This window comes from Pelagerythrobacter sp., from assembly GCF_041912895.1.
In the GTDB taxonomy this organism is placed as follows: Bacteria; Pseudomonadota; Alphaproteobacteria; order Sphingomonadales; family Sphingomonadaceae; genus Pelagerythrobacter.
Genome location: NZ_JAYSGI010000001.1, coordinates 482,856 through 505,365, shown reverse-complemented (window position 1 = coordinate 505,365; position 22,510 = coordinate 482,856). Strand labels below are relative to the sequence as shown.

Below are 22,510 nucleotides of genomic sequence, written 5' to 3'. Positions count from 1 at the left end.
CCCGCGAGGAATCGCACAGTGACGTCATCATGCGCCAAAACCATCAAAAGATAAAGCGGCGGCGAACGATTGCTTCGCTGCTCGTCCCGGCCCGGCACAGGAATTCCGGCGTACTAAGGGGTTGCGCAACAATATGGCGCGATTTCGCAGAAAGTTATCTTATGTTTATACGAGGCGCGATTGCGCGAGCGCCGCGGCGACAAAGCCCGCGAACAGCGGATGCGGCGCAAACGGCTTCGACTTGAGCTCGGGGTGAAATTGCACCCCCACGAACCATGGATGGTCGGGCCGTTCGACGATTTCAGGCAACAGGCCGTCGGGCGACATGCCCGAGAACAGCAGTCCGTCGCCTTCGAGCGCCTCGCGATAGGCGCCGTTGACTTCGTAGCGATGGCGATGACGTTCCGAAATCTCGCTCGCCCCGCCGTAAATGCGCGAGACGTGGCTGTTGCCGGCGAGCTTCGCGTCGTAGGCGCCGAGCCGCATCGTCCCGCCGAGGTCGCCCCCGGCCTCGCGCGTCTGCAGCCCCTCTTCGCTCATCCATTCGGTGATGATGCCGACCACCGGCTCGTCGGTCGGGCCGAACTCGGTCGATGACGCGCCGGCATGCCCCGCGCTGCGGGCGCCCTCGATGCAGGCCATCTGCATGCCCAGGCAGATGCCGAGGAACGGCACCTTGCGCTCGCGCGCGAAGCGAACCGAGGCGATCTTGCCTTCCGAGCCGCGCTCGCCGAAGCCGCCGGGGACGAGGATCGCGTGCAGCGGTTCGAGGCGCGCGGCGATCTCGTCGTCGTCTTCCTCGAACAGTTCGGCGTCGATCCAGCGGATGTTGACCTTCGTGCGGTTGGCCATGCCGCCGTGGACCAGCGCCTCGTTGAGCGACTTGTAGGCGTCGGGCAGCCCGACGTACTTGCCGACCACCCCGATCGTCACTTCGCCTTCCGGATGCTGGTGGCGGTCGAGAATGTCGTGCCAGGTCGCCAGATCGGGATCGGGCGCGTCGGTGATGCCGAACCCGCGCAGCACTTCGCTGTCGAGCCCTTCGGCATGATATTGCAGCGGCACCGCGTAGATCGACGAGGCGTCGAGCGCGGGAATGACCGATTCCATCCGCACGTTGCAGAAATTGGCGATCTTGCGCCGTTCGCTGTCGGGCAGCGGATGTTCGCAGCGGCACAGCAGCACGTCGGGCTTGATGCCGAGGCTGGCGAGTTCGCGCACCGAGTGCTGCGTGGGCTTGGTCTTCAGCTCGCCCGCGGCCTTGATGTAGGGCACCAGCGTGACGTGGACGCTCAGCGTGCGGCCCGGCTCCAGCTCGTTCCGAAGCTGGCGGATCGCTTCCATGAAGGGCAGCGATTCGATGTCACCCACCGTGCCGCCGATCTCGCACAGGATGAAATCGTGGTCGCCCTGGTCGGCGAGCGCGAATTCCTTGATCGCATCGGTCACGTGCGGGATCACCTGCACCGTCGCGCCGAGGTAGTCGCCGCGCCTTTCGCGGGCGATGATCTGCTGGTAGATGCGCCCGCTGGTGACGTTGTCGCTCTGCCGTGCGGAAACGCCGGTGAAGCGCTCGTAATGGCCGAGGTCGAGGTCGGTTTCCGCCCCGTCGTCGGTCACGTAGACCTCGCCGTGCTGATAGGGGCTCATCGTCCCCGGATCGACGTTGAGATAGGGGTCGAACTTGCGGATGCGGACCTTGTAGCCGCGCGCCTGCAGCAGCGCGCCGAGGCTCGCCGCCATGAGACCTTTGCCGAGCGAGGAAACCACGCCGCCGGTGATGAAAATATACCGCGCCATGGGAGCCGGGCCTTAGGGTCGGAGTGGATTCGGGGCAAGCGGAATGCAGCGGGCGCGCGCCCGCGATCCACATTTATCGAAGCGAAATTACTCGGTCGCGTCGGCCAGCGGATCGTCGGTCGCCGGAGCCGTCGTTTCGGTCGCGGCGGGCGCGACAGGCTGCTGCGCCCCGCCCGCCTGGCCGAGCGGATCGGCCGGTGCGGTGCGGTCGAGCGTCGAGGTGATCCCGTCCTGCCCGCTCGTCTCGGCAGCGATCGCCGCCAGCGCGATCGACAGCACGACGAACACCACCGCGAGCCACTTGGTCGCGCGGGTCAGGAAGTCGGCCGCGCCGCGCGCGCTCATCAGCCCGGTGGGGCCGCCACCGCCGCCGATCCCGAGGCCGCCGCCTTCGGAGCGCTGCATCAGCACCACGGCGACGAGCGCGGCCGCGACGAGGGACTGAACGACGAAGAGGAAGATGAACATGAAACAATCTCGATCCGTTTGACCGCGCATCTAGGGGCTGCGCGGCGTCGGGGCAAGTCGCACGCCGGGGTTACTGCTCGTGAACCTCGGCGGCGGCGATGACGATGCCCATGAAGCTTTCAGCGGTCAGGCTCGCGCCGCCGACCAGCGCGCCGCCGACCTCGTCCGCGCCGAGCAGTTCGCGCGCGTTCTCGGGCTTCACCGAGCCGCCGTAGAGGATGCGTACCGCGCCCCCCTCGTCCTCGCCGTAGAGCCGCACCAGCAGCGCGCGGATCGCGCGGTGCATCGCGCCCACGTCGTCCGCGGTCGGGGTGCGCCCGGTGCCGATTGCCCAGACCGGTTCGTAAGCGACGGTCAGCAATTCGCCAGCGCGCTCGAATGTCTTGGGCAGCGAAGCCTCGAGCTGGGCCGAGACGAACGCGATCGCGTCGCCCGCGTCGCGGACCGATTCGGTTTCGCCGCAGCACATGATCACGCGCAGCCCGGCCTCGAGCGCGGAAGCGGCCTTGGCCTGGACCAGCGAATCGTTCTCGCCATGATTCTGCCGCCGCTCGCTGTGGCCGAGGATCACGAACTTGGCGCCCGCGTCGGCGGCCATAGAGGCCGAAATGTCGCCGGTGTGCGCACCGTCGGCGCCCGCGTGGCAATCCTGCGCACCGACGCCGATCTGCTCTACCTCGCGGTGGGTCGCGTGGATCAGCGTGAACGGCGGAGCGAGCGCGACCTCGACCTTCATCATGTTCTGCGCCGCACGATCGATGGCCCGCGCCTGCGCGAGCATCGCGCGCGTGCCGTTCATCTTCCAGTTTCCAACGATATAGGGCCGCTCGGCCATGACGAATCCTGTTCTAATCCCGATTGTTCGGCGGTTCGACGCCGCATTCGCGGGCGTCTATATGGGGTGAAAGGCGCCGCCCGCCAGTGACATCGGCTTGCCATGCCAAAAGCGTCGGGCACCTGTTGCCGCGAGGTCGCAGGGCGGATAAAGCGCTCGCCGCATAGCGCAAGCCTTTAATCGAACCCGCAGCTCCGGAACCGCTCCCGACATGCTTACTTTCTTCCGCAGATTCTTCCAGTCGAAGCTCGGCATTCCGGTCACCCTCGGCTTTCTGGCGCTGATCGCGTTCGCGTTCGCCAGCAGCGATATCGCCGGCACCGGCACCTTCGGCGGCATCGCCGGCGGGGAACGGGTCGCGGTGGTCGGCGACGAGAAGATCGGCTCGGCCGATTTCGCGCGCTACACCGATCAGGCGCTCGATCAGGTCCGCCAGCAGAATCCGACCATCTCGATGCCCGCGTTCGTGGAACAGGGCGGGCTCGACGAAGTGCTCGACCAGATGATCGATCGTGTCGCGATCGCCGGGTTCGCGCGCGGGCTCGGGCTGCGTGCAGGCGAGAACCTGGTCAACAGCGAGATTCTCACCTTCCCGATCTTCCGCGGCGCGAACGGCGAGTTCGATACGAACACCTTCCGGCAGGTGCTCGGCGCGCAGAACATCAGCGAGGCGACCTTCCGCTCCGATCTCGCGCAGGGCTTCCTCGCGCAGCAACTGCTCGTCCCCGCCTCGTTCGGCGCCAAGGCGCCCGACAAGATGGTGTCGCGCTATGCCGCGCTGCTGCGCGAGCGCCGCACTGGCGGCATCGCGACGATCCCCGCGTCGGCGTTCGCGCCTACCGGCGATCCTTCGGCCCAGGCGCTCGAGGCGTACTATACCGAGAATCGCGGCGACTTCATCCGGCCCGAACGGCGCGTGATCCGCTATGCCGCGTTCGATGCCGATACGCTGGGCGAACGCGCCGAACCGACCGCTGCGGAGATTCGCACCCGGTACGAAGAAGATCGGGCGCGCTATGCCGCGCGGGAGGAACGCCGGGTCACCCAGCTCATCGTGCCCACGCAGCAGGCCGCCAATGCCATCCGCCAGCGCGTCTCATCGGGCGGCTCGCTCGAAAGCGCCGCGAGCGAGGCGGGTTTCGACACCTCCGAACTGGGCCCGATCTCGCAGCAGAATCTCGCCGCGCAAAGCTCGGCCGACGTCGCGCGTGCGGTGTTCGCCGCTGCCCAGGGCGCGATCGCGGCGCCGGCGCGCAGCGGGCTCGGCTGGCACGTCGTGCGGGTCGACGCGATCGATTCGACCGCGGCGCGCAGCCTCGAGCAGGCCAGTGGCGAAATCGCCGACCAATTGCGCAGTGAAAAGCGGCAGACCGCGCTCGCCGATCTCTCGGCCGAGATCGAGCAACAGTTGAGCGACGGGGTCTCGCTGGCCGACGTGGCCGAAGACCTCGGGGTCGAGCTCGCGACGACGCGCCCGATCATCGCCACCGGTCAGGTGTACGGCGCGCCCGGCGAGACCGCGCCCGCGGTGCTCGCACCGGCGCTGGAGACCGCCTTCCAGATGCGCGAAGGCCAGCCCCAGCTCGCCGAGATCGAGCGCGGCCAGACGTTCCTCATCTTCGAGGCGAGCCGGATCACCGCTTCGGCCCCCGCGCCGCTGGCGGACATCCGCGACGACGTGATCGCCGCCTGGCGTCTCGAACAGGGCGCGCAGGCCGCGCGCGCCGCGGCCGACCGCATCCTGAAGCGCATCGCAGGCGGTGCGACGCTCGCCGCCGCGGTTGCAGCGGAGGAACAGGCGCTGCCCGCGGTCGATCCGATCGACCTCACCCGCGAACAGCTCGCGGCGATGCAGGGCCGCTTCCCCGCACCGATCGCGCTGATGTTCTCGATGGCCGAAGGCACGACCAAGAAGCTCGAAGCGCCCGACAGCAACGGTTGGTTCGTGGTCGACCTCGCCGATATCGAGGCCGGCGAAGTCAGCAACGACGATCCGCTCTTCGCGCAGGCGAAGGCCGATCTCGGCATGGCGATGGGCGGCGAATACTCCGACCAGCTGCGCGTCGCGCTGCGCGACGAACTGGGCGTCGAGCGCAACGCCGCGGCGATCGACGCGGTTCGCCGGCAACTTGTCGGGCAGAACTGAGGGGGTGGCGCGGGCCGCTTCCGGCTTCTCCAACGCCGCCGAGGCCCGCGCGGCGCTGGCCGCGGGGCGGCCCGCGCTCGTCTGGCGCAAGGTGGTCGCCGATACCGAAACCCCGGTCGGCGCGGCGCTCAAGCTGATCGAGCCGGGGCGCGGGGACTTTCTGCTCGAATCGGTCGAAGGAGGCGAAGTGCGCGGGCGCTACAGCCTGCTCGGGATCGACCCCGATCTCGTGTTCCGGGCCGAAGGCGCGCGGGCCGAGATCAATCCGCGCTGGCAGGATGATCGTGACGGATTCGCGCCTTGCACCGGCGATGCGCTGGCCGAGCTGCGCGCGCTCGTCGAACGCTGCCGGATCGACCTTCCGCCCGAACTGCCCCCCGCCCTCGCCTGCCTGGTCGGCTATTTCGGCTACGAGACCATCGGCCTGGTCGAGAAGATGCCGCGCGCGCCCGAAAGCCCGGTGGGCCTGCCCGACATGCTGTTCGTGCGCCCGACCGTGCTACTGGTGTTCGACCGGCTCGGCGACGAACTGTTCTGCATCGCTCCGCTGTGGGGCGGCGAGCCCGACGCCGCACTCGCATCCGCCGCCGAGCGGATCGACGAGGCGTTGCGCAAGCTCTCCGGCCCGGTGCCCGCCGAACCGCCCGCCAGCGACTTGCCCGAGATGGCGCTCTCGCCCACCCTGCCCGCCGACGACTACGCGGCGATGGTCGGACGGGCGAAGGAATATATCGCGGCGGGCGACGTGTTCCAGGTCGTGCTCGCGCAGCGCTTCACCTGTCCCTTCCCGCTGCCGCCGGTCGCGCTCTATCGCGCGCTGCGGCGGGTGAACCCCTCGCCCTTCCTCTATTTCCTCGACCTGCCCGGCTTCGCGGTGGTTGGCTCGAGCCCCGAGATCCTCGTCCGTGTGCGCGACGGTGAAGTCACCATCCGCCCCATCGCCGGAACCCGCCCGCGTGGCCCCACGCCCGAGAGCGACCGCGCGGCGGAAGCAGACCTGCTCGCCGATCCCAAGGAACGCGCCGAGCACCTGATGCTGCTCGATCTCGGCCGCAACGACGTCGGCCGCGTGGCTGCGAGCGGCACGGTCGAGGTCACCGACAGCTTCACGATCGAGCGCTACAGCCACGTGATGCACATCGTCAGCAACGTGATCGGGCGGCTCGATCCGGCGAAGGACGCGCTCGATGCGCTGTTCGCGGGCGCCCCTGCGGGCACCGTCAGCGGCGCGCCCAAGATCCGCGCGTGCCAGATCATCGCCGAGCTGGAGCGCGAGACGCGCGGCGCCTACGCGGGCGGGGTCGGCTATTTCGCGCCCGACGGATCGGTCGATTCGTGCATCGTCCTGCGCACCGGCGTGGTGAAGGACGGCACGCTCCACGTGCAGGCGGGCGCGGGCATCGTCGCCGACAGCGAAGCGGCCTACGAACAGCGCGAGTGCGAGGCCAAGGCGGGCGCGCTCCTCGCCGCCGCGCGCGAGGCCGCGCGGATCGCAGGAGAGCCGGGGTTCGGCCAATGAAGCGCCTCCTTGTCCTCGCCCTGCTCGCGCTCGCCGCCTGCGATCAGGAACCGGCGGGCGAGCCGGTCATGCGCACCGAGATCGGCAGCGGCGTGGCCGAGAAGACCGTGACGCCGACGCCCTCGCCCACTCCGACGCCTACCGTCGCCTCCGCCTGCGAAAGCGTCTCTTTCGAAGGCGCCGCGCTGACGCATTGCGTGGCCGACCCGGCCAAGCACCGCATCGTGACCGACCTCGGCCCTTCGGGCGGCGCGCCCTGGCGCAGCCTCGTCAAACTGGCCGAAGCGCGCGAGTCCGACGCGCCCAAGGTCGCCTTCGCGATGAACGCGGGCATGTTCGACGGCGAAGGCAAGCCGGTCGGCTACTATGTCGAAGGGGGCGAGCGGCTGAAGGAACTCAACCGCGCCGACGGCCCCGGCAATTTCCACATGAAGCCCAACGGCGTGTTCTTCGGCACCGGCGGCAAGTGGCAGATCCGCACCGCCGACGATTTCTACAGCCACGTCGGCGACCGCCCCGCCTTCGGCACCCAGAGCGGGCCGATGCTCGTCATCGACGGCAAGCTGCACCCGGACATCTCCGAGGACGGGCCGAGCAAGGCGATCCGCAACGGCGTCGGCATCGACGGCGCGGGCCGCGCGCATTTCGTGATCTCCGAAGGCCCGGTAAGCTTCGGCATTCTCGCGCGCTACTTCCGCGACGAGTTGAAAACCCCCGACGCGCTCTATCTCGACGGCAGCGTCAGCGCGCTGTGGGATCCGGCACGAGGTCGCACCGACGCCCGCGCGCCGATCGGCCCGCTGCTGGTGGTCGAGGAAAAGGACTGACCCGATGGATTACGAACGCACCCTCTACCCCGAGATCGAGCCATACGAGAGCGGGATGCTCGACGTCGGCGAAGGGCATTCGCTCCATTACGAGCGCGTGGGCACGCCGGGCGGCAAGCCCGCGGTGTTCCTCCACGGCGGCCCCGGCGGTGGGATGAGCGCCAACCATCGCCGCCAGTGGGATCCGGCGCTCTACGACGTGCTGCTGTTCGACCAGCGCGGTTGCGGCAAGTCGCTCCCCTTCGCGGAGATCGAGCACAACGACACCTGGCGCATCGTGGAGGATATCGAACGGCTGCGCACGATGTGCGGGCACGATGCCTGGCAGGTGTTCGGCGGTAGCTGGGGCGCCACGCTCGCGCTCGCCTACGCGCAGAAATATCCGGAGCGCACCACCGAACTGGTGCTGCGCGGAGTGTTCCTCGCGCGGGCGAAAGAGAAGGACTGGCTCTACCGCTACGGCGCGAGCGAGATCATGGCCGAACAGTGGGACCAGTTCGCCGGCCTGATCCCCGAAGACGAACGCGCGAACCTCGTCGAAGCCTACCACCGCCGTCTGACCAGCGACGACGAGGAGGTCCGTCTCGCCGCCGCGCGCGAATGGTCGCTGTGGGAAGGCAGCGTCGCCACGCTGCTGCCCGACGAGGCGTTGCTGGGCACCTTCGCCGATCCGGCCAAGGCGATCCCCTTCGCGCGCATCTGCGCCCGCTTCTTCCTCGAAGATTTCTTCCTCGAGGAAGCGCAACTACTGCGCGACGTCGGCAAGCTGAAAGGTATCCCCGGCATCATCGTGCAGGGCCGCCACGATATCTGCACCCCGCCCACCTCCGCCTGGGCGCTCAAGAAAGCCTGGCCCGAGGCCGAGCTGTGGATCGTCCACGACGCGGGCCACAGCGCGGGCGAACCGGGCATCATCGACGGCCTCGTGCGCGCGACCGACAAGCTGGCGGGCAAGAGCGCCTGAAACCTAAACTTGCTTGATCGGCCGCCCCGCGCAGCCGAAGGCGGCGGTAATGATCCTGGTCATCGACAACTACGACAGCTTCACCTTCAACCTGGTCCACTACCTGATGGAACTGGGCGCGGAAGTGCGGGTGGAACGCAACGATGCGCTCTCCGCCACGGACGCGCTGGCGAGCGGGGCGAAGGGCATTCTCATCTCCCCCGGCCCCTGCACGCCGAACGAAGCGGGAATCAGCCTCGATCTCGTGGCCGCCTGCGCCGATGCCGCGCGCCCGCTGCTCGGCGTGTGCCTCGGCCATCAGGCGATCGGGCAGCACTTCGGCGGCAGAGTGGTGCGCGGCGGGCTGATGCACGGCAAGACGAGCCCGGTGGAGCACGACGGCAGCGGCGTGTTCGCCGGCGTGCCCTCGCCCTTCACCGCCACCCGCTACCACTCGCTGGTGGTGGAGGACATTCCCGAGGCGCTGGTGGTCAACGCCACCAGCGAGACGCCCGGGCAGGACGGCACCAGCGCGATGGGCTTCCGCCACCGCGACCTGCCGATCCACGGCGTGCAGTTCCACCCCGAAAGCATCGCCACCGAGCACGGCCACGCGCTGCTCGCCAATTTCCTCGAAATCTGCGGAATTTCCGCAAAGGTTCCCGCATGAAAGCGCTACCCCAGGCCGAACCGCACCTGTCTGAAATCGAGGCCGAGGAGGTCTTCGGCTGGATTCTCGACGGCGAGACGACCGAGGAGGAGATCGCGCGGTTTCTCGTCGCGATCACCGAACGCAGCGAGACGGCGGACGAGATCGCCGGCGCCGCGCGCGCGCTGCGCTCCCGCCTGATCCCGGTCGCCGCGCCCGAAAACGCGGTCGATTGCTGCGGCACGGGCGGCGATGGGCACCACACGCTCAACGTCTCCACCGCGGTCAGCCTGGTGGTCGCGGCGGCGGGCGTGCCCGTGGCCAAGCACGGCAACCGCGCGGCGAGCAGCAAGTCGGGCGCGGCGGACACGCTCGAGGTGCTCGGGCTCGACATGGAAGCAGCGGGAAGAACCGCCGAGAAGACGTTGGCTGAACTGGGAATTTGCTTCCTGTTCGCCAAGAATCATCATCCTGCGATGGGCCGCATCCAGCCGATCCGCCAGCGGCTCGCGCGGCGCACGATCTTCAACCTGATGGGCCCGCTGTCCAACCCCGCCGGCGTGCGCCGCCAGCTGATCGGGATCGCGCGCCCGGCCTACGTGCCGATCTACGCCGCCGCGAAGGCGAAGCTGGGCACAGAGCGCACCTTCATCGCCTCGGGCGACGAGGGGCTGGACGAACTCAGCCTGGCGGGCGGCAACGAACTCGCCGACGTGACCGGCAACGATTTCGAGATGCGCCGGGTGGATGCATCGCAGGCGGGCCTGCGCCACGCCCCGATCGATGCGATCCGCGGCGGCGACGCGGCGCATAACGCGGCGGCGCTGAAGGCTTTGCTCGGCGGCGCGAAAGGGCCGTATCGCGATGCGGTGTTGCTAAACGCGGCGGCCACGCTGATCGTTGCCGATGCTGCCGACGGGTGGGAGCATGGCGCAAGTATCGCGGGTGAAGCGCTCGATAGCGGGAAAGCGGGCAGCCTTCTCGATCGCTGGATCGCGATGGCGAAGTAGCTGGGTTCGCGCAAAGGCGCAAAGGCGCCAAGAGTCCTACGACACGCGCCGAAGGCGCATCAAACTCCTGCGCAGGGCTAAAAGATGAAGTGCGGCTTTGCCGCAGGCGCATCATCTTCGTGCCTTAGCGCCTTCGCGCGAACCAAAAATCCACCATCGACACCCATCCAGCCGCCAGCCATAGGCACACCCGATGAACAAGCTCGACGAAATCTGCGCCACCAAGCGCGAAGAAGTCGCCGACCGCCGCACGCGCGCGACGGTGGACGATCTCGACCGCGCTGCGCGTGACGTCACGCCGCCACGCGGGTTCGCCAAGGCGTTGGCCGCAAAGTCGGAAACAGGCTTCGGCCTGATTGCGGAAATCAAGAAAGCCTCGCCCTCCAAGGGCCTGATCCGCCCCGATTTTCGCCCCGCCGAGCACGCGCTCGCCTATCAGGCGGGCGGTGCGGCGTGCCTCTCGGTCCTGACCGACGCACCCTATTTCCAGGGGCACGAGGATTACCTGATGGACGCCCGCGCGGCCTGCGATCTGCCGGTGCTGCGCAAGGATTTCATGGTCGATCCGTGGCAGGTGGCCGAGGCGCGCGCGATCGGGGCCGACGCGATCCTCATCATCGTCGCCGCGCTGGACGACGCACTGATGGCGGAGATCGAAGCCGCCGCGATCGAACGCGGGATGGATGTGTTGGTCGAAGTTCACGACGAGGCGGAGATGGAGCGCGCGCACCGCCTGAAATCGCGCCTGATCGGGATAAACAACCGCGATCTCAAGACCTTCCGCACCGACCTTGCCACGACCGAACGGCTCGCTCCGCTCGCGCCCGAAGGCGCGCTACTGGTCGGCGAGAGCGGCATCGCCAGCCACGCCGATTGCCAGCGGCTTGCCGATGGAGCGGGTGTGCGCGCCTTCCTCGTCGGCGAGAGCCTGATGCGCCAGCGTGACGTCGAGGCCGCAACCCGCGCGCTGCTCGAAGGCTGAACTTTCCTACCCGCGCGGGTTCTGTCAGAACCGTGGCGTGAACCCTCTTAAACCCACCGATTTCCGCGCCTTCCGCCCACGCGCGGCAGGGCGAATTTTTTTGCGTCAGGACAGTGTAACATGTGGTCCATGTCTGGCAGGAAAGTGGCCCGAAAGATGAACAAACTCACTCATCTCGACGAATCGGGCGCGGCGCGGATGGTCGATGTCGGCGGCAAGCCCGCGACCGCGCGCTCGGCCACCGCCACCGGACGGATCGCGATGGCGCCCGCCACGCTCGCCGCGATCCGCGAGGGCGATCTCCCCAAGGGCGACGTGCTCGCCGCCGCGCGTATCGCCGGGATCATGGCCGCCAAGAAGACCGGCGAGCTGATCCCATTGTGCCACCCCCTCGCGCTCGATGCGGTGACGATCGACTTCGCGCTCGAGGACGACGGTCTGCGGGTCACCGCCCGCGCCTCGTTGACGGGCAGGACCGGGGTGGAAATGGAGGCCCTTACAGCCACTTCGGTCGCACTCCTGACAATCTATGACATGGCCAAGGCCGTGCAGAAGGACATGGCGATCGAGGGTGTGCGGCTGATCGAGAAGACCGGCGGCAAGTCAGGCAACTGGCGCGCGAGCGAATGATGGCGCCGGGGATGATCGCGCTGGAGGACGCCTGGGCACTCCTGCTCGACCTCGTCGTGCCGCTGCCGGTCGAGCGCATTCCGCCCGAGCAGGCCCACGGCCGCTGGCTCGCCGAGCCGCTGGTCGCTGCGCGCACCCAGCCCGCCGCCGACCTCTCGGCGATGGATGGGTATGCCATCGCCGGCCCCGGCCCGTGGTGCATCGTCGGCGAAAGCCGCTGCGGCGCGCCGTTCGGTGCCCCGCTTGGCGACGGCGAAGCGGTACGCATCTCGACCGGCGCGGTGATCCCCACCGGCGCCGACCGCGTGCTGATTCAGGAAAACGCGACCCGCGAAGGCGAGCGCCTCTCCGGCGAAACGCCCGAGCCCGGCACATGGGTTCGCCCGCGCGGAATGGACTTCGCGCAAGGCGACACGCTGCTCCCTGCCGGAACGCGCTTCGGCCCGGCGCAGATCGCGCTGGCCCTGTCCGCCGCGGCGGCGGACGTGTCGACTCACCGCTCCCCGCGCGTCGCGGTGCTCGATTGCGGCGACGAGTTGGTCGACGGCTCGACTCCGGCCACCAACGGCGCGATGCTCGCCGCGATGATGGCCGGGCTACCGTGCGAGGTCATCCGCGTCGGCCCGGTGCCCGACGATCGCGAGGCGCTGGCCGCGGCGCTGGCGCAATGCGGCGGCTGCGATCTCGTGGTCACCAGCGGCGGCGCCTCGGTCGGCGATCACGACCTGATCCGCCCGGCGCTGGAGGAATGGGGCGCGGACCTCGCGTTCTGGCGCATGGCGATCCGCCCGGGCAAGCCGCTGCTCGTGGCGCGGCGCGGCGCGACGCTGGTGCTCGGCCTGCCGGGCAATCCGGTGTCCGCCTTCGTCACCGGCTTCCTGTTCGCCCTGCCCGCGCTGCGCCGCATGCTCGGCGCGCCCGAACCTCTGCCCGCGGCCGTGGCGCTGCCCTGCATCGCCGACCTGCCGCCGGGCGGCGAGCGCGGCGAGTTCCTCCGCGCGATCCATCGCAGCGACGGGCTCGAGCCGATCATGCGCCGCGACTCCAGCCTGCTCGGCCAACTCGCCCGCGCCGACGCGCTGATCTGGCGGCCGCCGCACTGCCCGAAGGCGAAAGCGGGAACGGATGTTCCGGCCTATTGGCTCGGAAACGGCGCAATTGCTTGACTTGCGCCATTCGGTTGCCTAATTGTTCCGCATTCGTTCGCATTCGCGTACGATCGGGACAGGCGACCAGGGAGTTTTCGCCATGCTGACGGCCAAGCAGCACGAACTGATCCGCTTCATCCAGCAGCGGCTGGAGGAAACCGGGATTTCGCCTTCGTTCGAAGAGATGAAGGAAGCGCTCGACCTCAAAAGCAAGTCGGGCGTCCATCGCCTGATCTCTGCGCTGGAGGAACGCGGCTTCATCCGCCGCCTGCCCAATCGCGCGCGCGCGCTCGAGGTGCTGAAGCAGCCCGGCGATGCCACGCCTGCTTCGCGCAAGGCCCAAAGCGCCTCGACCAACGACAACGTGGTCGACCTGCGCCGCGCGCCGGCCGCGCGCCCGACACCCGCGAACGACGTGATCGAGGTGCCGCTCCACGGCCGCATCGCCGCGGGCGCGCCGATCGAGGCGTTCGAGGATTACAACAGCCTTCCCGTTCCCGCAGCGCTGCTTGGCCCCGGCGACCATTACGCGCTCGAGGTGTCGGGCGATTCGATGATCGATGCGGGCATCTTCGACGGCGACTTTGCACTGGTGCGGCGTACCGACGTTGCGCGTGACGGCGAGATCGTCGTCGCGCTGGTGCGCAACGAGGAAGCGACGCTCAAGTACCTGCGGCGCGAGAACGGCATGATCCGGCTCGACCCGGCGAACGGCGCTTATGATCCGCAGGTCTACCGGCCCGACGAAGTGCAGGTGCAGGGGAAGCTCTCGGGCCTGCTGCGCCGCTACCACTGATCCGGCTCGGCGAGGCGAGCGGCTAGCGCTCCTCGCCGCGCCACCAACCATGTTCGCCTTGCGTATCGGCGACCGCGGCGATGCGTGGTTCGTCGAGGTACAGCGAGAGGCCGCCGGTCTGCTCGAGCAACCGCCGGTCGGCTCTGAGCCAGCGCGGGTGGCAACTGCGTGGCAGGAAGCGATCGGCCACGACGATGTCGGCGCGGTCGCAGGCGGCGGCGAGCGCGCGCTCCTCCACCATGTCGCGGCTGCGCGCCATCAGCAGCGCCCAGCGCCGTCCGCCCCGCTCGAGCGCCAGTGTGCAGAAATCGCGGCTGCATCGGGCGCTCGGCCATTCCTCGATCGGCACCGGCTCGTCCTCCAGCGCGGCGAGCTCCAGCAGGTTGTCGCGCGTGAAGCCGCTGCGCGTGTCGCGCAGCATCAGCAACCGATCGCCTTTGCCGGCGATCCCGACGTGTCGGCCGTCGCCCGATATCAGCATGTCCGGCACCGGCGTCGCGACCAGCAGCATCGTGGCGAGCGCAGCCGGAGCGAAACCGAGCAGCCGCGCCCGCCCACGCCACAGCGCGAGCCACAACCCGCCACCGACGAACAGCGCGATCGTGCCCAGACTCATCTGCGGCGCGAGCTTGACCGAGCCGGGCTGGGAAGCGGTGAAGTGCGCGATGCCCAGCAAGAGGTCCAGCGACTTGCCTGCCACCCACCACGCCGGCGCGCCCGCCTCGGCAAGGTCGAGCGCCAGCGCCAGCGCGATCGCCGGCATCGAGACGAACGTCACCAGCGGGATCGCGATCATGTTGGCGAGCGCGCCGTAGAGCCCTGCCCTATGGAAGTGGAACATCACGATCGGCATCAGCGCGATCTCGATCACGAAACCCATGGCAAGCAGCATCGCCGCGCGCCGGCCCACCCGCGCCAGCCAGCTTTCCTCGCGCGGGGCGAGGAACGCCTTCACCGGCGCGCTGGTATGCAGCGCCACGATCGCCAGCACGGCCGCGAAACTCATCTGGAAGCTCGGACCCACGAGCGACTCGGGCCACATCAGCAGCACCGCCATGGCGGCGACGGCGACCATCCTCAGCGACAGCGGCTCGCGCCCCAGCGCCAGCGCGATCAGCACGAGCAGCGCGCCGATGCAACTGCGCACCGTCGGCACCTCCGCGCCGGTCAGCAGCGTGTATCCGATCCCCGCCCCGGCCCCGATCGCGGCCGCGAGCACCGGCAACCGCACGCGCAAGGTCAACCACGGCCACAGCGCGAGCAGCTTGATCGCGAGGAAATACGCCGCCGCGATCACCGCGCTGACATGCAGGCCGCTGATCGACAGTAGGTGCGTCAGCCCCGAATCGCGCATCGCCTCCTCGTCGGCGTCGGATATCGACCCGCGGTCGCCGCTGGCGAAAGCGGCGGCGATGGTGCCCGCCGATCCCGACAATTGCCCGCGCACATGCGCGGCGAGCGTGCGCTGGACCCGCGCGATCCCGCCCTCGTCCGCCGGGGCGGCCTCGACGATCTCGACTTCCCCGATCAGCGATCCGGTCGCGGCGAGCCCCTGGAACCACGCGGCGCGCGCAAAATCGTATGCCCCCGGCAGCATCGGCGGGGATGGCGGCATCAGGCGGGTGCGCAACCGCACCACCGCGCCTTCCGCCAGCCCGTCGCGATCCGCTGCCAGCGGTACGTTGACGCGCACCTTGCGCGCCATGCCCGCCTCGGCGTCGCGATAGGCGAGAACCACGCGCACGCGGCCTTCTGCCGGCTGCTCGATCCGTTCGAGCACGCGCGCCTCGATCCGCTCGACCCGCGGATAATCCAGCGGCTCGGCGCCGACCGTCTCTGAACGCAGCCAGATCGTCGCGATCCCGACGGCGAAGACGATCGCGAGCGATGTGGCGGCGAGGCGCAGGTTCGCGCGGTCGTCGCGCCCGCGCCACAGCGCCTGCGCGGCTATCGCGACGAGCAGAGCGACACCCAGCGCCGCGCTCCACTGCCACGGCCGGGCGAGCACGAACCACGCCGCGATCCCGCCCGCGAAGGCGACCGCCAGCCACGGCCCGCGATCGAACCCCGCGCTTGCCAGAAACCGCTCCGCACCTTCGGCTGGACTGGACAAACGCCACGCGCTGCGCCAATTGCGCTGCACCGCAGCATCGCTCCCATCGGGGTCGCCCCCCAGCGGCACGTCTGGCACCCCCGTCGCCATGCGCAGCATTGAAAAGGAACAGGTCGAACATGGCAAGCGATAGCGGACAGGTCGTGACGCGCTTCGCCCCTTCGCCGACCGGGTTCCTGCATATCGGCGGCGCGCGCACCGCGCTGTTCAACTGGCTCTTCGCGCGCCACCACGGCGGCAAGGCGCTGCTGCGGATCGAGGATACCGACCGCAAGCGCTCCACGCCCGAGGCGATCGACGCGATCATCGACGGGCTCGACTGGCTGGGCCTCGATTGGGACGGCGACACCGTGTTCCAGTCCGAACGCGGCGCGCGCCATGTCGAGGTGGCCGAGCAACTGCTCGCCGCGGGCCATGCCTACAAGTGCTACGCCACGCCCGAGGAGCTGGAGGAAATGCGCGCCGCACAGCGCGCCGCCAAGCAGCCGCTGCGCTACGACGGCCGGTGGCGCGACCGCGACCCGGCCGATGCCCCCGATGGTGCGCCCTATGTCGTGCGGCTCAAGACCCCGACCGAGGGCGAGACCGCGATCGAGGATCGGGTTCAGGGCAAGGTCACGGTGCGCAACGCCGAGCTCGACGATTATGTGCTTCTGCGTGCCGACGGCACCCCGACCTACATGCTCGCGGTCGTGGTCGACGACCGCGACATGGGCGTGACCCACGTGATCCGGGGCGACGACCATCTCAACAACGCCTTCCGCCAACTGCCGATCTACCGGGCGATGGAATGGCCCGAGCCGGTCTATGCGCATATTCCTCTGATCCACGGCAGCGACGGCGCCAAGCTGTCCAAGCGGCACGGCGCGTTGGGCGCGGAAACCTACCGAGACGAGTTCGGCATCCTGCCCGAAGCGCTGTTCAACTACCTCCTGCGCCTCGGCTGGGGTCACGGCGACCGCGAGGAAATCGACCGCGACGAAGCCATCGCGCTGTTCGACCTCGATGGCGTGGGCAAAAGCCCTTCGCGCTTCGACCTCAAGAAGCTCCAGAACTTGAACGGCCACTATATCCGCGAGGCCGACGACGCGCGGCTGGCCGCGCTAGTGGCCGCGCGGATCGGCCCGGATGCAGACGCGGCGCTGCTCGCGCAGGCGATGCCCGTGCTCAAGACCCGCGCGCGAGATCTCGACGAACTGGCCGAAGGCGCGGCGTTCCTGTTCAAGTCGCGTCCGCTGGCGATGACCGAGAAAGCCGAGAGTTTGCTGACGGACGATGCCCGCGCAATTTTAGATCGTGTCGCGGACAGTCTGCGGGCCGAAAATAACTGGACAATCGAAGCTCTCGAAGCCACTACCAAATCACTCGCCGAAGAGCTCGATCTGGGCCTCGGCAAGCTCGCGCAACCCATGCGCGCGGCTTTGACCGGGACGACCACCTCGCCCGGTATTTTCGATGTGCTGGTCCTGCTCGGACGGGAAGAGGCGCTCGCGCGGATCGACGCGCAAGCCACCTCGGCAACCCAGGGGTAGGCAGCGAGAAGGAGAACGAATTTGGCGGACAAGCAGGCGAAGCTCGATCTGGGCGGCCAGACGCAGGATTTCCCGGTGCTGCAAGGCAGCGTCGGGCCCGATGTGATCGATATCCGCAAGCTCTACGGCGGCACGGGTATGTTCACCTACGATCCGGGCTACAAGTCGACCGCGAGCTGCGAAAGCGCGCTGACCTATATCGATGGCGAGGAAGGCGTCCTGCTCCATCGCGGCTATCCGATCGGGCAGCTGGCCGAGAATTCCAGCTTCATGGAGGTCGCCTATCTGCTGCTGAACGGTGAACTGCCGAACCAGACCGAGCTCAACGATTTCGATTATACCATCACCCGTCACACGATGCTGCACGAGCAGCTGATGACGTTCTACCGCGGTTTTCGCCGCGATGCGCATCCGATGGCGATCATGTGCGGCGTGGTCGGCGCGCTGTCGGCATTCTACCACGACAGCACCGACATCTCGGACCCTGAACACCGCAAGATCTCGAGCCACCGGCTGATCGCCAAGATGCCTACGATCGCGGCGATGGCGTACAAGTATTCGGTCGGCCAACCGTTCCTCTATCCGCAGAACGACCTCAGCTATACCGGCAACTTCATGCGCATGACCTTCGGCGTGCCGGCTGAGGATTATGAACTGCACCCGGCGGTGGAAAAGGCGATGGACCGGATCTTCATCCTCCACGCCGATCACGAACAGAACGCCTCGACCTCGACCGTGCGGCTCGCCGGTTCGTCGGGCGCGAACCCGTTCGCTTGCATCGCTGCGGGCATCGCCTGCCTGTGGGGCCCGGCACACGGCGGCGCGAACGAAGCGGCGCTTAACATGCTGCAGGAGATCGGCACGCCCGACAAAATTCCGCACTACATCGAGCGCGCCAAGGACAAGAACGACCCGTTCCGCCTGATGGGCTTCGGTCACCGCGTGTACAAGAACTACGATCCGCGCGCGACGGTGATGCAGAAGACCGTGCGCGAGGTGTTCGAGGCGCTGAAGGTCGACGATCCCGTGTTTGAAACCGCGCTGCGGCTCGAGGAAATCGCGCTGAACGACGATTACTTCAAGGAAAAGAAGCTGTTCCCTAACGTCGATTTCTACTCGGGCATCATCCTGTCGGCGATCGGTTTCCCGACCACGATGTTCACCGCGCTGTTCGCGCTCGCCCGGACGGTCGGCTGGGTCGCGCAGTGGAACGAGATGATTTCCGATCCCGGCCAGGTCATCGGCCGTCCGCGCCAGCTCTACACCGGCCCGACCGAGCGCGACTACGTGCCGATCGGCAAGCGCTGAGCCAAGTGAAAGCGATCTGCTTCCTCCTCCAGATCGCCGGCGTGGCCTTGATCCTCGCCGGCGGCCTGTGGGCGCTTCAGGGGCTTGGGCTGGTCATGTGGCCGGCCGACAGCTTCATGCTCGCCGACAGCACCTGGGCGGTGCGCGGCGCTGTCACGCTGCTGATCGGCGTGGTGCTGTTCTGGTTGGGGTCGCGCTGGAAGCGTTAAGGGCCAAAAGCCTTAGGAATTGCGCGGGAGATCGAGCCGGAAGGTCGCGCCCTCCCCCGCCTTGCCTGTCACCGACAGGTCTCCACCCATCGCCCGCGCGAGGCGGCGCGAAATGTAAAGCCCGAGGCCCGAGCCGCCATCGCCGCTGCGACCGAGCCGTTCGAATTTCCCGAACACCCGCTCGCGGTCCTTCTCGGCGATGCCCTGCCCCTGATCGACCACCCGCACCCGGGAGCGATCACCCTTGCCCGACAATTCTATCCGCACGGTCGAGCCTTCGGGCGAGTAGCGGATCGCGTTGCCCACGAGGTTCAGCAGGATCTGCAATACCCGGCGGAATTCCGCGATCGCGGGTAGCGCTTCGCCCGGGCCGGGGGCGACGATCTCGATCTCGCGTTCCTTCGCCCGCACCGCGAGAATACCTGCCGCGCGGCGCGCCACGTCCCCGAGATCGATCTCGTCGGGCGCGGTGGCGAAATCGTCCGATTCGACCACCTCCAGGTCCGACAGATCCTCGATCAGCGCGAGCAGGTGCTGCCCGGCCGAGGCGATGTCCGCCGCGTAATTGCTGTATTCCTCCGCCAGCGGCCCGGCCAGGCGCGTGCGGATCGTCTCCGCATTGGCGATTATCCGCGCGATGGGCTGGCGCAGCACCGGTGAAAGGTCCTGCCCGATCGGCCGCGCCGGCACGCGCGCTTCGGAAGCAGTGCCTGAAGCAACGCCTGAGACGAGCGGCGCATCGGCGACAAGATAGAGTTCGAACCCGGCCTGCCCCGGTTCTGGCGCGCCGAGCGGCACGAGCGTCGCCGTCCACGCGCGGCGCGAACCGGCCACCGTTACCCGGGCGCCGTCGAGCAACCGCCAATGCATCGGCTGCGCATGAAGCGCACCGGGAAGTTCGACGAAATCGGTCCACGCGCGGCCTCGGCCCTCCGTCATGCGCGCCGCCAAGTCCGCAAGGTCGGGTGCGCCGCTCTCGACCGCGAGAACGGCCTGCGCGGGGTCGAGCCGAGCGGTCAGTTCGGCGAGGTTCCGCTCGATTTCGAGCCGCCGAGCGGCCGTTTCGGCATCGCCTTCGCGAACGACCGGCGAACTCTGCCAGTCGACCACGCCGATTGCGCATCCGCCGCCGCTCGAAGCGTCCGGGATGACTTCTATCCATGCGCGCACTGTTTCGTCGCCGCCGGTCGCCTCGATCGCACCCGAACGTCGCGCGCCGCTTTGCCGCGCCCGGCGCACTTGCTCCAACAGAGCCGGGATCGCCAGCGTACCCGGAATCTCCCCGCCGCAGTTGCGCTGGAGCGCGGCGATCGGCTCATCCGCCTCGATCAGCCGGTCCTCGGCGTCGGTTACCCCCCGCGCGCGATAGGCTTGCGTCGTGCCGTCCATCGCTCAGCCCAGCGCCTTGCGCCCGGAGGCGGCGAGGATTTCGCCGGCGCGGTCGGAGCGCAGCGTGTCGAACGTATCGGGCAGGCTGGTGTGCGGATGGATCAGCGCAAACTGTTCGGCAATATCCGCCGGCTTGAGTCCCGCGGCCCGCATCGCGAGCGAAAGCCGCCCGAGCTGGCTCTCGTTGGTCGACACCGCCACGAGATCGCGATCCTGCTTGCCGATCAGAGCGATCGCGGTGAGGAACAGCGCCACACCCGCATGGGCGAGCGACATCGCCGGCTGCATCGCGTCGCCCGTCGCACCCGCCGCGCGTTCAAGCAGCGATGCGCGGCGCTCGTGAGTGTCGTAGGCGTCGCGCACCCGCTGCTCGGCCTGCGCCACGGCATTGTTCGTATCGCCGCCGGAATGCGTGCGCCAGCAGTCGACGGCGAAATCGAACAATTCGTGCGGCAGTTCCTCCAGCGTCAGTTCCATGCGCCGCTGCCGCTGGACGAAGCGGGCCTGCGCCGCGAGCAACGCCATCGCGACCCGTGCGGTCTCGGCGTCGGACGAAGCGATCAGCGACTGCAGCAACGGCGACAGAACCGGATCGATCGAGGTGCGCCGCTCGAGGTCGGTCGCCAGCCGATGCTCAAGCGCGAGAGCGTGGCAATGGCCGAGCAGCGGCAGGCTCTCGGCCATGGCACCCGCCAGCGCGTCGCCGCGCTCGGCTGCGAAGGCGTAGGCGTCTTCCTCGCCCGCCGCGGCGGCTTCGGCGACCAGCAACTGGCGCGCAATGCTGGCGACCATCGAGCGGACACGCGCGACGATCTCGTCGCTGAACAGCGCATGGTCGTGACTGGCGAGCAGGATGCCCATCATCGGCCCGATCGTGCCGAGCACGACGTCGCCGCGCGCGAGATCGTCCGCAAGGACGGCCTCGATCGGAGAGTGCGAAACCTGGGTCACGCCGGAGTCGGTCATCCACCCGCCTTAGCGCGGTATAGTTAAACCCGCGTTATCCGTCGCGGTGCGGAAACGAAATAGAGAACGATCAGCGATATCAGCGCAAGCAACTGGATTACGGGAAGAATTTGCCCAGCGACCGCAGCGAGTGCGATTATCCCGGCCAACACGGTGCGATCTGACGCTACGCGCGAAGGCATATCGCTGCCCAATCGCTCGACCAATCGCAATCCCATCAGGAGCATGCCGCCGGCGAATATCCATCCGGGGCGCTCCGTGGCGGGCGCGACAAGCTCCACCAGTACCACGATCGCGGCGTCAACCGCCACGGCGGGCGCGCCGCGCAATACGCGGCCTAACCATCCGACGTCGCGCTCGCTCCGCGCAAGCGCCCCGAGCGTGCCGCCCATGCGCAGCAGGAACGCGGCAAGCGCGGTCGCTCCGAAGGCGAGTGCGGGCATCTTCCACCAGGCCGCGGCGAGCGCGCCGGCGAGACTTGCGATGCCGCCGACCAGCGGCAGCGCCGAGCGACCGCGGCGGGCGAGCACGCGCGGCGCGAGCGCCATCGCCGCGCGGTCGGCCAGCGCATAGGCGGGCGCGGCGAACGAAACCGGCGCGACCCGCTGCCGCAACCAGGCGTTCTCGAACGCGCGCGCCTGGCTTTCGTCGCGCAAATAGACCCAGTCGCGATTCGTCAGGTGCGAGCGCGCCAGCGGCACCAGCCTGACGCCCGATTGCAGCCCCACCCGGAGCAGCGCGGACACGATATCGACGTCGACCGGCATTTCCGCCAAACGCTCGACCGTCGATCCCGGCAGTCGCGCGAGCCCGGCCCAGGCATGATCGCGATCGATCCGCTCGAACCCGGCCTCGACCCCCGCTTCCGCGGGCAGCGCGACGATGCCCGAACGCTCACCCAGCAATTCGCCGACCAGCGGCGGATCAGGCACGACCCCTTCGGCGAACACGAACAGTTCATCCTGCGCGCGTACCAGCCCCGACAGCGCTCGCGCGCCCGAAAGTGCGTGAAAGCTCGCGCCTGCCCCTTCGGCGCGGTGCAGCAGAGGGAGCGTGCCCTCGCCCAGCCCGTCGGCAAGGCACACGACCCGCTCGCACCCGAGCCGCAGCGCGAGATCGAGTTGGAGCGAAGCGACGCTGCGCCCGGCGATAGTCAGCAGGCCGCGCACCGGCGCGTCGCCTTGGCCCGCCGCAACATTCGCCGATAGGATCGCAACCCGCAAAATTCACTCCGCCCGAT

General features: G+C 68.6%; 20 protein-coding genes. 13 read left to right on the top strand and 7 right to left on the bottom strand.

All coding sequences use genetic code 11. From position 1 onward, the window contains the following. Nucleotides 1-165 precede the first annotated feature (165 nt). The 3 genes from ACE3QC_RS02560 to tpiA all read right to left on the bottom strand — a co-directional run bounded on the left by ACE3QC_RS02560 (nt 166) and on the right by tpiA (nt 3,103). Nucleotides 166-1,800, bottom strand: a complete 1,635-nt coding sequence (locus tag ACE3QC_RS02560; RefSeq protein WP_374405539.1) for a CTP synthase — start codon at nt 1,798-1,800, stop codon at nt 166-168. Between the two features lie 87 nt (nt 1,801-1,887). Continuing rightward, a complete protein-coding gene (gene secG / locus ACE3QC_RS02555) occupies nt 1,888-2,268 on the bottom strand; it encodes a preprotein translocase subunit SecG (RefSeq protein ID WP_374405538.1) in 381 nt (126 codons plus the stop codon). A gap of 70 nt (nt 2,269-2,338) precedes the next feature. After that, entirely contained in the window at nt 2,339-3,103 is a 765-nt protein-coding gene (gene tpiA / locus ACE3QC_RS02550) for a triose-phosphate isomerase (RefSeq protein ID WP_374405537.1), read from the bottom strand. A 211-nt stretch (nt 3,104-3,314) separates the two neighbouring features. Here tpiA and ACE3QC_RS02545 point away from each other — a divergent pair, with 211 nt between their 5' ends. From ACE3QC_RS02545 to lexA, 10 genes are all read left to right on the top strand, one after another. Beyond that, complete coding sequence (locus tag ACE3QC_RS02545) at nt 3,315-5,249, top strand: SurA N-terminal domain-containing protein (protein WP_374405536.1); 1,935 nt, start codon at nt 3,315-3,317, stop codon at nt 5,247-5,249. Nucleotides 5,250-5,253: 4 nt separating this feature from the next. Beyond that, complete coding sequence (locus tag ACE3QC_RS02540) at nt 5,254-6,768, top strand: anthranilate synthase component I family protein (protein ID WP_374405535.1); 1,515 nt, start codon at nt 5,254-5,256, stop codon at nt 6,766-6,768. After that, nucleotides 6,765-7,595 (top strand): phosphodiester glycosidase family protein, encoded by an 831-nt coding sequence (locus tag ACE3QC_RS02535; RefSeq protein ID WP_374405534.1) that lies wholly within the window; start codon nt 6,765-6,767, stop codon nt 7,593-7,595. Before ACE3QC_RS02540 ends, ACE3QC_RS02535 begins: the two co-directional genes overlap by 4 nt. A 4-nt stretch (nt 7,596-7,599) precedes the next feature. Then, nucleotides 7,600-8,559: a prolyl aminopeptidase gene (gene pip / locus ACE3QC_RS02530; RefSeq protein ID WP_374405533.1), complete on the top strand. Its 960-nt coding sequence runs from the start codon at nt 7,600-7,602 to the stop codon at nt 8,557-8,559. A gap of 49 nt (nt 8,560-8,608) precedes the next feature. Continuing rightward, nucleotides 8,609-9,208, top strand: a complete 600-nt coding sequence (locus ACE3QC_RS02525) for an aminodeoxychorismate/anthranilate synthase component II (protein WP_374405532.1) — start codon at nt 8,609-8,611, stop codon at nt 9,206-9,208. Continuing rightward, complete coding sequence (gene trpD / locus ACE3QC_RS02520; protein ID WP_374405531.1) at nt 9,205-10,197, top strand: anthranilate phosphoribosyltransferase; 993 nt, start codon at nt 9,205-9,207, stop codon at nt 10,195-10,197. The genes ACE3QC_RS02525 and trpD overlap by 4 nt, the downstream gene beginning before the upstream one ends. 193 nt (nt 10,198-10,390) lie before the next feature. After that, the gene (gene trpC / locus ACE3QC_RS02515) at nt 10,391-11,179 is read left to right on the top strand and encodes an indole-3-glycerol phosphate synthase TrpC (protein ID WP_374405530.1); all 789 of its coding nucleotides are present in this window, start codon (nt 10,391-10,393) and stop codon (nt 11,177-11,179) included. A 156-nt stretch (nt 11,180-11,335) separates the two neighbouring features. Continuing rightward, a complete protein-coding gene (gene moaC / locus ACE3QC_RS02510; protein WP_374405529.1) occupies nt 11,336-11,809 on the top strand; it encodes a cyclic pyranopterin monophosphate synthase MoaC in 474 nt (157 codons plus the stop codon). Between the two features lie 11 nt (nt 11,810-11,820). Beyond that, the gene (locus ACE3QC_RS02505; RefSeq protein WP_374405528.1) at nt 11,821-12,975 is read left to right on the top strand and encodes a molybdopterin molybdotransferase MoeA; all 1,155 of its coding nucleotides are present in this window, start codon (nt 11,821-11,823) and stop codon (nt 12,973-12,975) included. Nucleotides 12,976-13,057: 82 nt separating this feature from the next. Then, nucleotides 13,058-13,753, top strand: a complete 696-nt coding sequence (lexA, locus tag ACE3QC_RS02500; RefSeq protein WP_374405527.1) for a transcriptional repressor LexA — start codon at nt 13,058-13,060, stop codon at nt 13,751-13,753. 22 nt (nt 13,754-13,775) lie between these two features. Here the strand turns inward: lexA and ACE3QC_RS02495 are convergent, their stop codons facing one another. Then, nucleotides 13,776-15,866: a ComEC/Rec2 family competence protein gene (locus ACE3QC_RS02495; protein ID WP_374405526.1), complete on the bottom strand. Its 2,091-nt coding sequence runs from the start codon at nt 15,864-15,866 to the stop codon at nt 13,776-13,778. A 119-nt stretch (nt 15,867-15,985) separates the two neighbouring features. Here ACE3QC_RS02495 and gltX point away from each other — a divergent pair, with 119 nt between their 5' ends. Genes gltX through ACE3QC_RS02480 form a run of 3 tightly spaced genes read left to right on the top strand, consistent with a single transcriptional unit; the run spans nt 15,986 to nt 18,915 of the window. Continuing rightward, nucleotides 15,986-17,398, top strand: coding sequence for a glutamate--tRNA ligase (gene gltX, locus ACE3QC_RS02490; RefSeq protein ID WP_374405525.1), 1,413 nt, complete (start codon nt 15,986-15,988; stop codon nt 17,396-17,398). A 21-nt stretch (nt 17,399-17,419) separates the two neighbouring features. Then, nucleotides 17,420-18,706: a citrate synthase gene (locus ACE3QC_RS02485; protein WP_374405524.1), complete on the top strand. Its 1,287-nt coding sequence runs from the start codon at nt 17,420-17,422 to the stop codon at nt 18,704-18,706. A 5-nt stretch (nt 18,707-18,711) separates the two neighbouring features. Then, nucleotides 18,712-18,915 carry a hypothetical protein gene (locus ACE3QC_RS02480; protein WP_374405523.1) on the top strand — a complete coding sequence of 68 codons (204 nt, stop codon included), beginning with the start codon at nt 18,712-18,714 and terminating at the stop codon, nt 18,913-18,915. A 12-nt stretch (nt 18,916-18,927) separates the two neighbouring features. Here the strand turns inward: ACE3QC_RS02480 and ACE3QC_RS02475 are convergent, their stop codons facing one another. From ACE3QC_RS02475 to ACE3QC_RS02465, 3 genes are read right to left on the bottom strand one after another with little or no spacing between them, the layout of a single operon-like run. After that, nucleotides 18,928-20,304: a sensor histidine kinase gene (locus tag ACE3QC_RS02475; protein WP_374405522.1), complete on the bottom strand. Its 1,377-nt coding sequence runs from the start codon at nt 20,302-20,304 to the stop codon at nt 18,928-18,930. 3 nt (nt 20,305-20,307) lie between these two features. Further along, complete coding sequence (locus ACE3QC_RS02470; RefSeq protein ID WP_374405521.1) at nt 20,308-21,270, bottom strand: hypothetical protein; 963 nt, start codon at nt 21,268-21,270, stop codon at nt 20,308-20,310. Nucleotides 21,271-21,293: 23 nt separating this feature from the next. Continuing rightward, a complete protein-coding gene (locus ACE3QC_RS02465) occupies nt 21,294-22,439 on the bottom strand; it encodes a hypothetical protein (RefSeq protein ID WP_374405520.1) in 1,146 nt (381 codons plus the stop codon). Between the last annotated feature and the right edge of the window lie 71 nt (nt 22,440-22,510).

Excerpts from the sequence above, each read along its gene's own strand:
- ACE3QC_RS02560 (WP_374405539.1), bottom strand. The coding sequence starts at position 1,800 with ATGGCGCGGTATATTTTCATCACCGGCGGCGTGGTTTCCTCGCTCGGC.
- secG (WP_374405538.1), bottom strand. The coding sequence starts at position 2,268 with ATGTTCATCTTCCTCTTCGTCGTTCAGTCCCTCGTCGCGGCCGCGCTC.
- tpiA (WP_374405537.1), bottom strand. The coding sequence starts at position 3,103 with ATGGCCGAGCGGCCCTATATCGTTGGAAACTGGAAGATGAACGGCACG.
- ACE3QC_RS02545 (WP_374405536.1), top strand. The coding sequence starts at position 3,315 with ATGCTTACTTTCTTCCGCAGATTCTTCCAGTCGAAGCTCGGCATTCCG.
- ACE3QC_RS02535 (WP_374405534.1), top strand. The coding sequence starts at position 6,765 with ATGAAGCGCCTCCTTGTCCTCGCCCTGCTCGCGCTCGCCGCCTGCGAT.
- pip (WP_374405533.1), top strand. The coding sequence starts at position 7,600 with ATGGATTACGAACGCACCCTCTACCCCGAGATCGAGCCATACGAGAGC.
- ACE3QC_RS02525 (WP_374405532.1), top strand. The coding sequence starts at position 8,609 with ATGATCCTGGTCATCGACAACTACGACAGCTTCACCTTCAACCTGGTC.
- trpD (WP_374405531.1), top strand. The coding sequence starts at position 9,205 with ATGAAAGCGCTACCCCAGGCCGAACCGCACCTGTCTGAAATCGAGGCC.
- trpC (WP_374405530.1), top strand. The coding sequence starts at position 10,391 with ATGAACAAGCTCGACGAAATCTGCGCCACCAAGCGCGAAGAAGTCGCC.
- moaC (WP_374405529.1), top strand. The coding sequence starts at position 11,336 with ATGAACAAACTCACTCATCTCGACGAATCGGGCGCGGCGCGGATGGTC.
- ACE3QC_RS02505 (WP_374405528.1), top strand. The coding sequence starts at position 11,821 with ATGATCGCGCTGGAGGACGCCTGGGCACTCCTGCTCGACCTCGTCGTG.
- lexA (WP_374405527.1), top strand. The coding sequence starts at position 13,058 with ATGCTGACGGCCAAGCAGCACGAACTGATCCGCTTCATCCAGCAGCGG.
- gltX (WP_374405525.1), top strand. The coding sequence starts at position 15,986 with ATGGCAAGCGATAGCGGACAGGTCGTGACGCGCTTCGCCCCTTCGCCG.
- ACE3QC_RS02475 (WP_374405522.1), bottom strand. The coding sequence starts at position 20,304 with ATGGACGGCACGACGCAAGCCTATCGCGCGCGGGGGGTAACCGACGCC.
- ACE3QC_RS02470 (WP_374405521.1), bottom strand. The coding sequence starts at position 21,270 with ATGACCGACTCCGGCGTGACCCAGGTTTCGCACTCTCCGATCGAGGCC.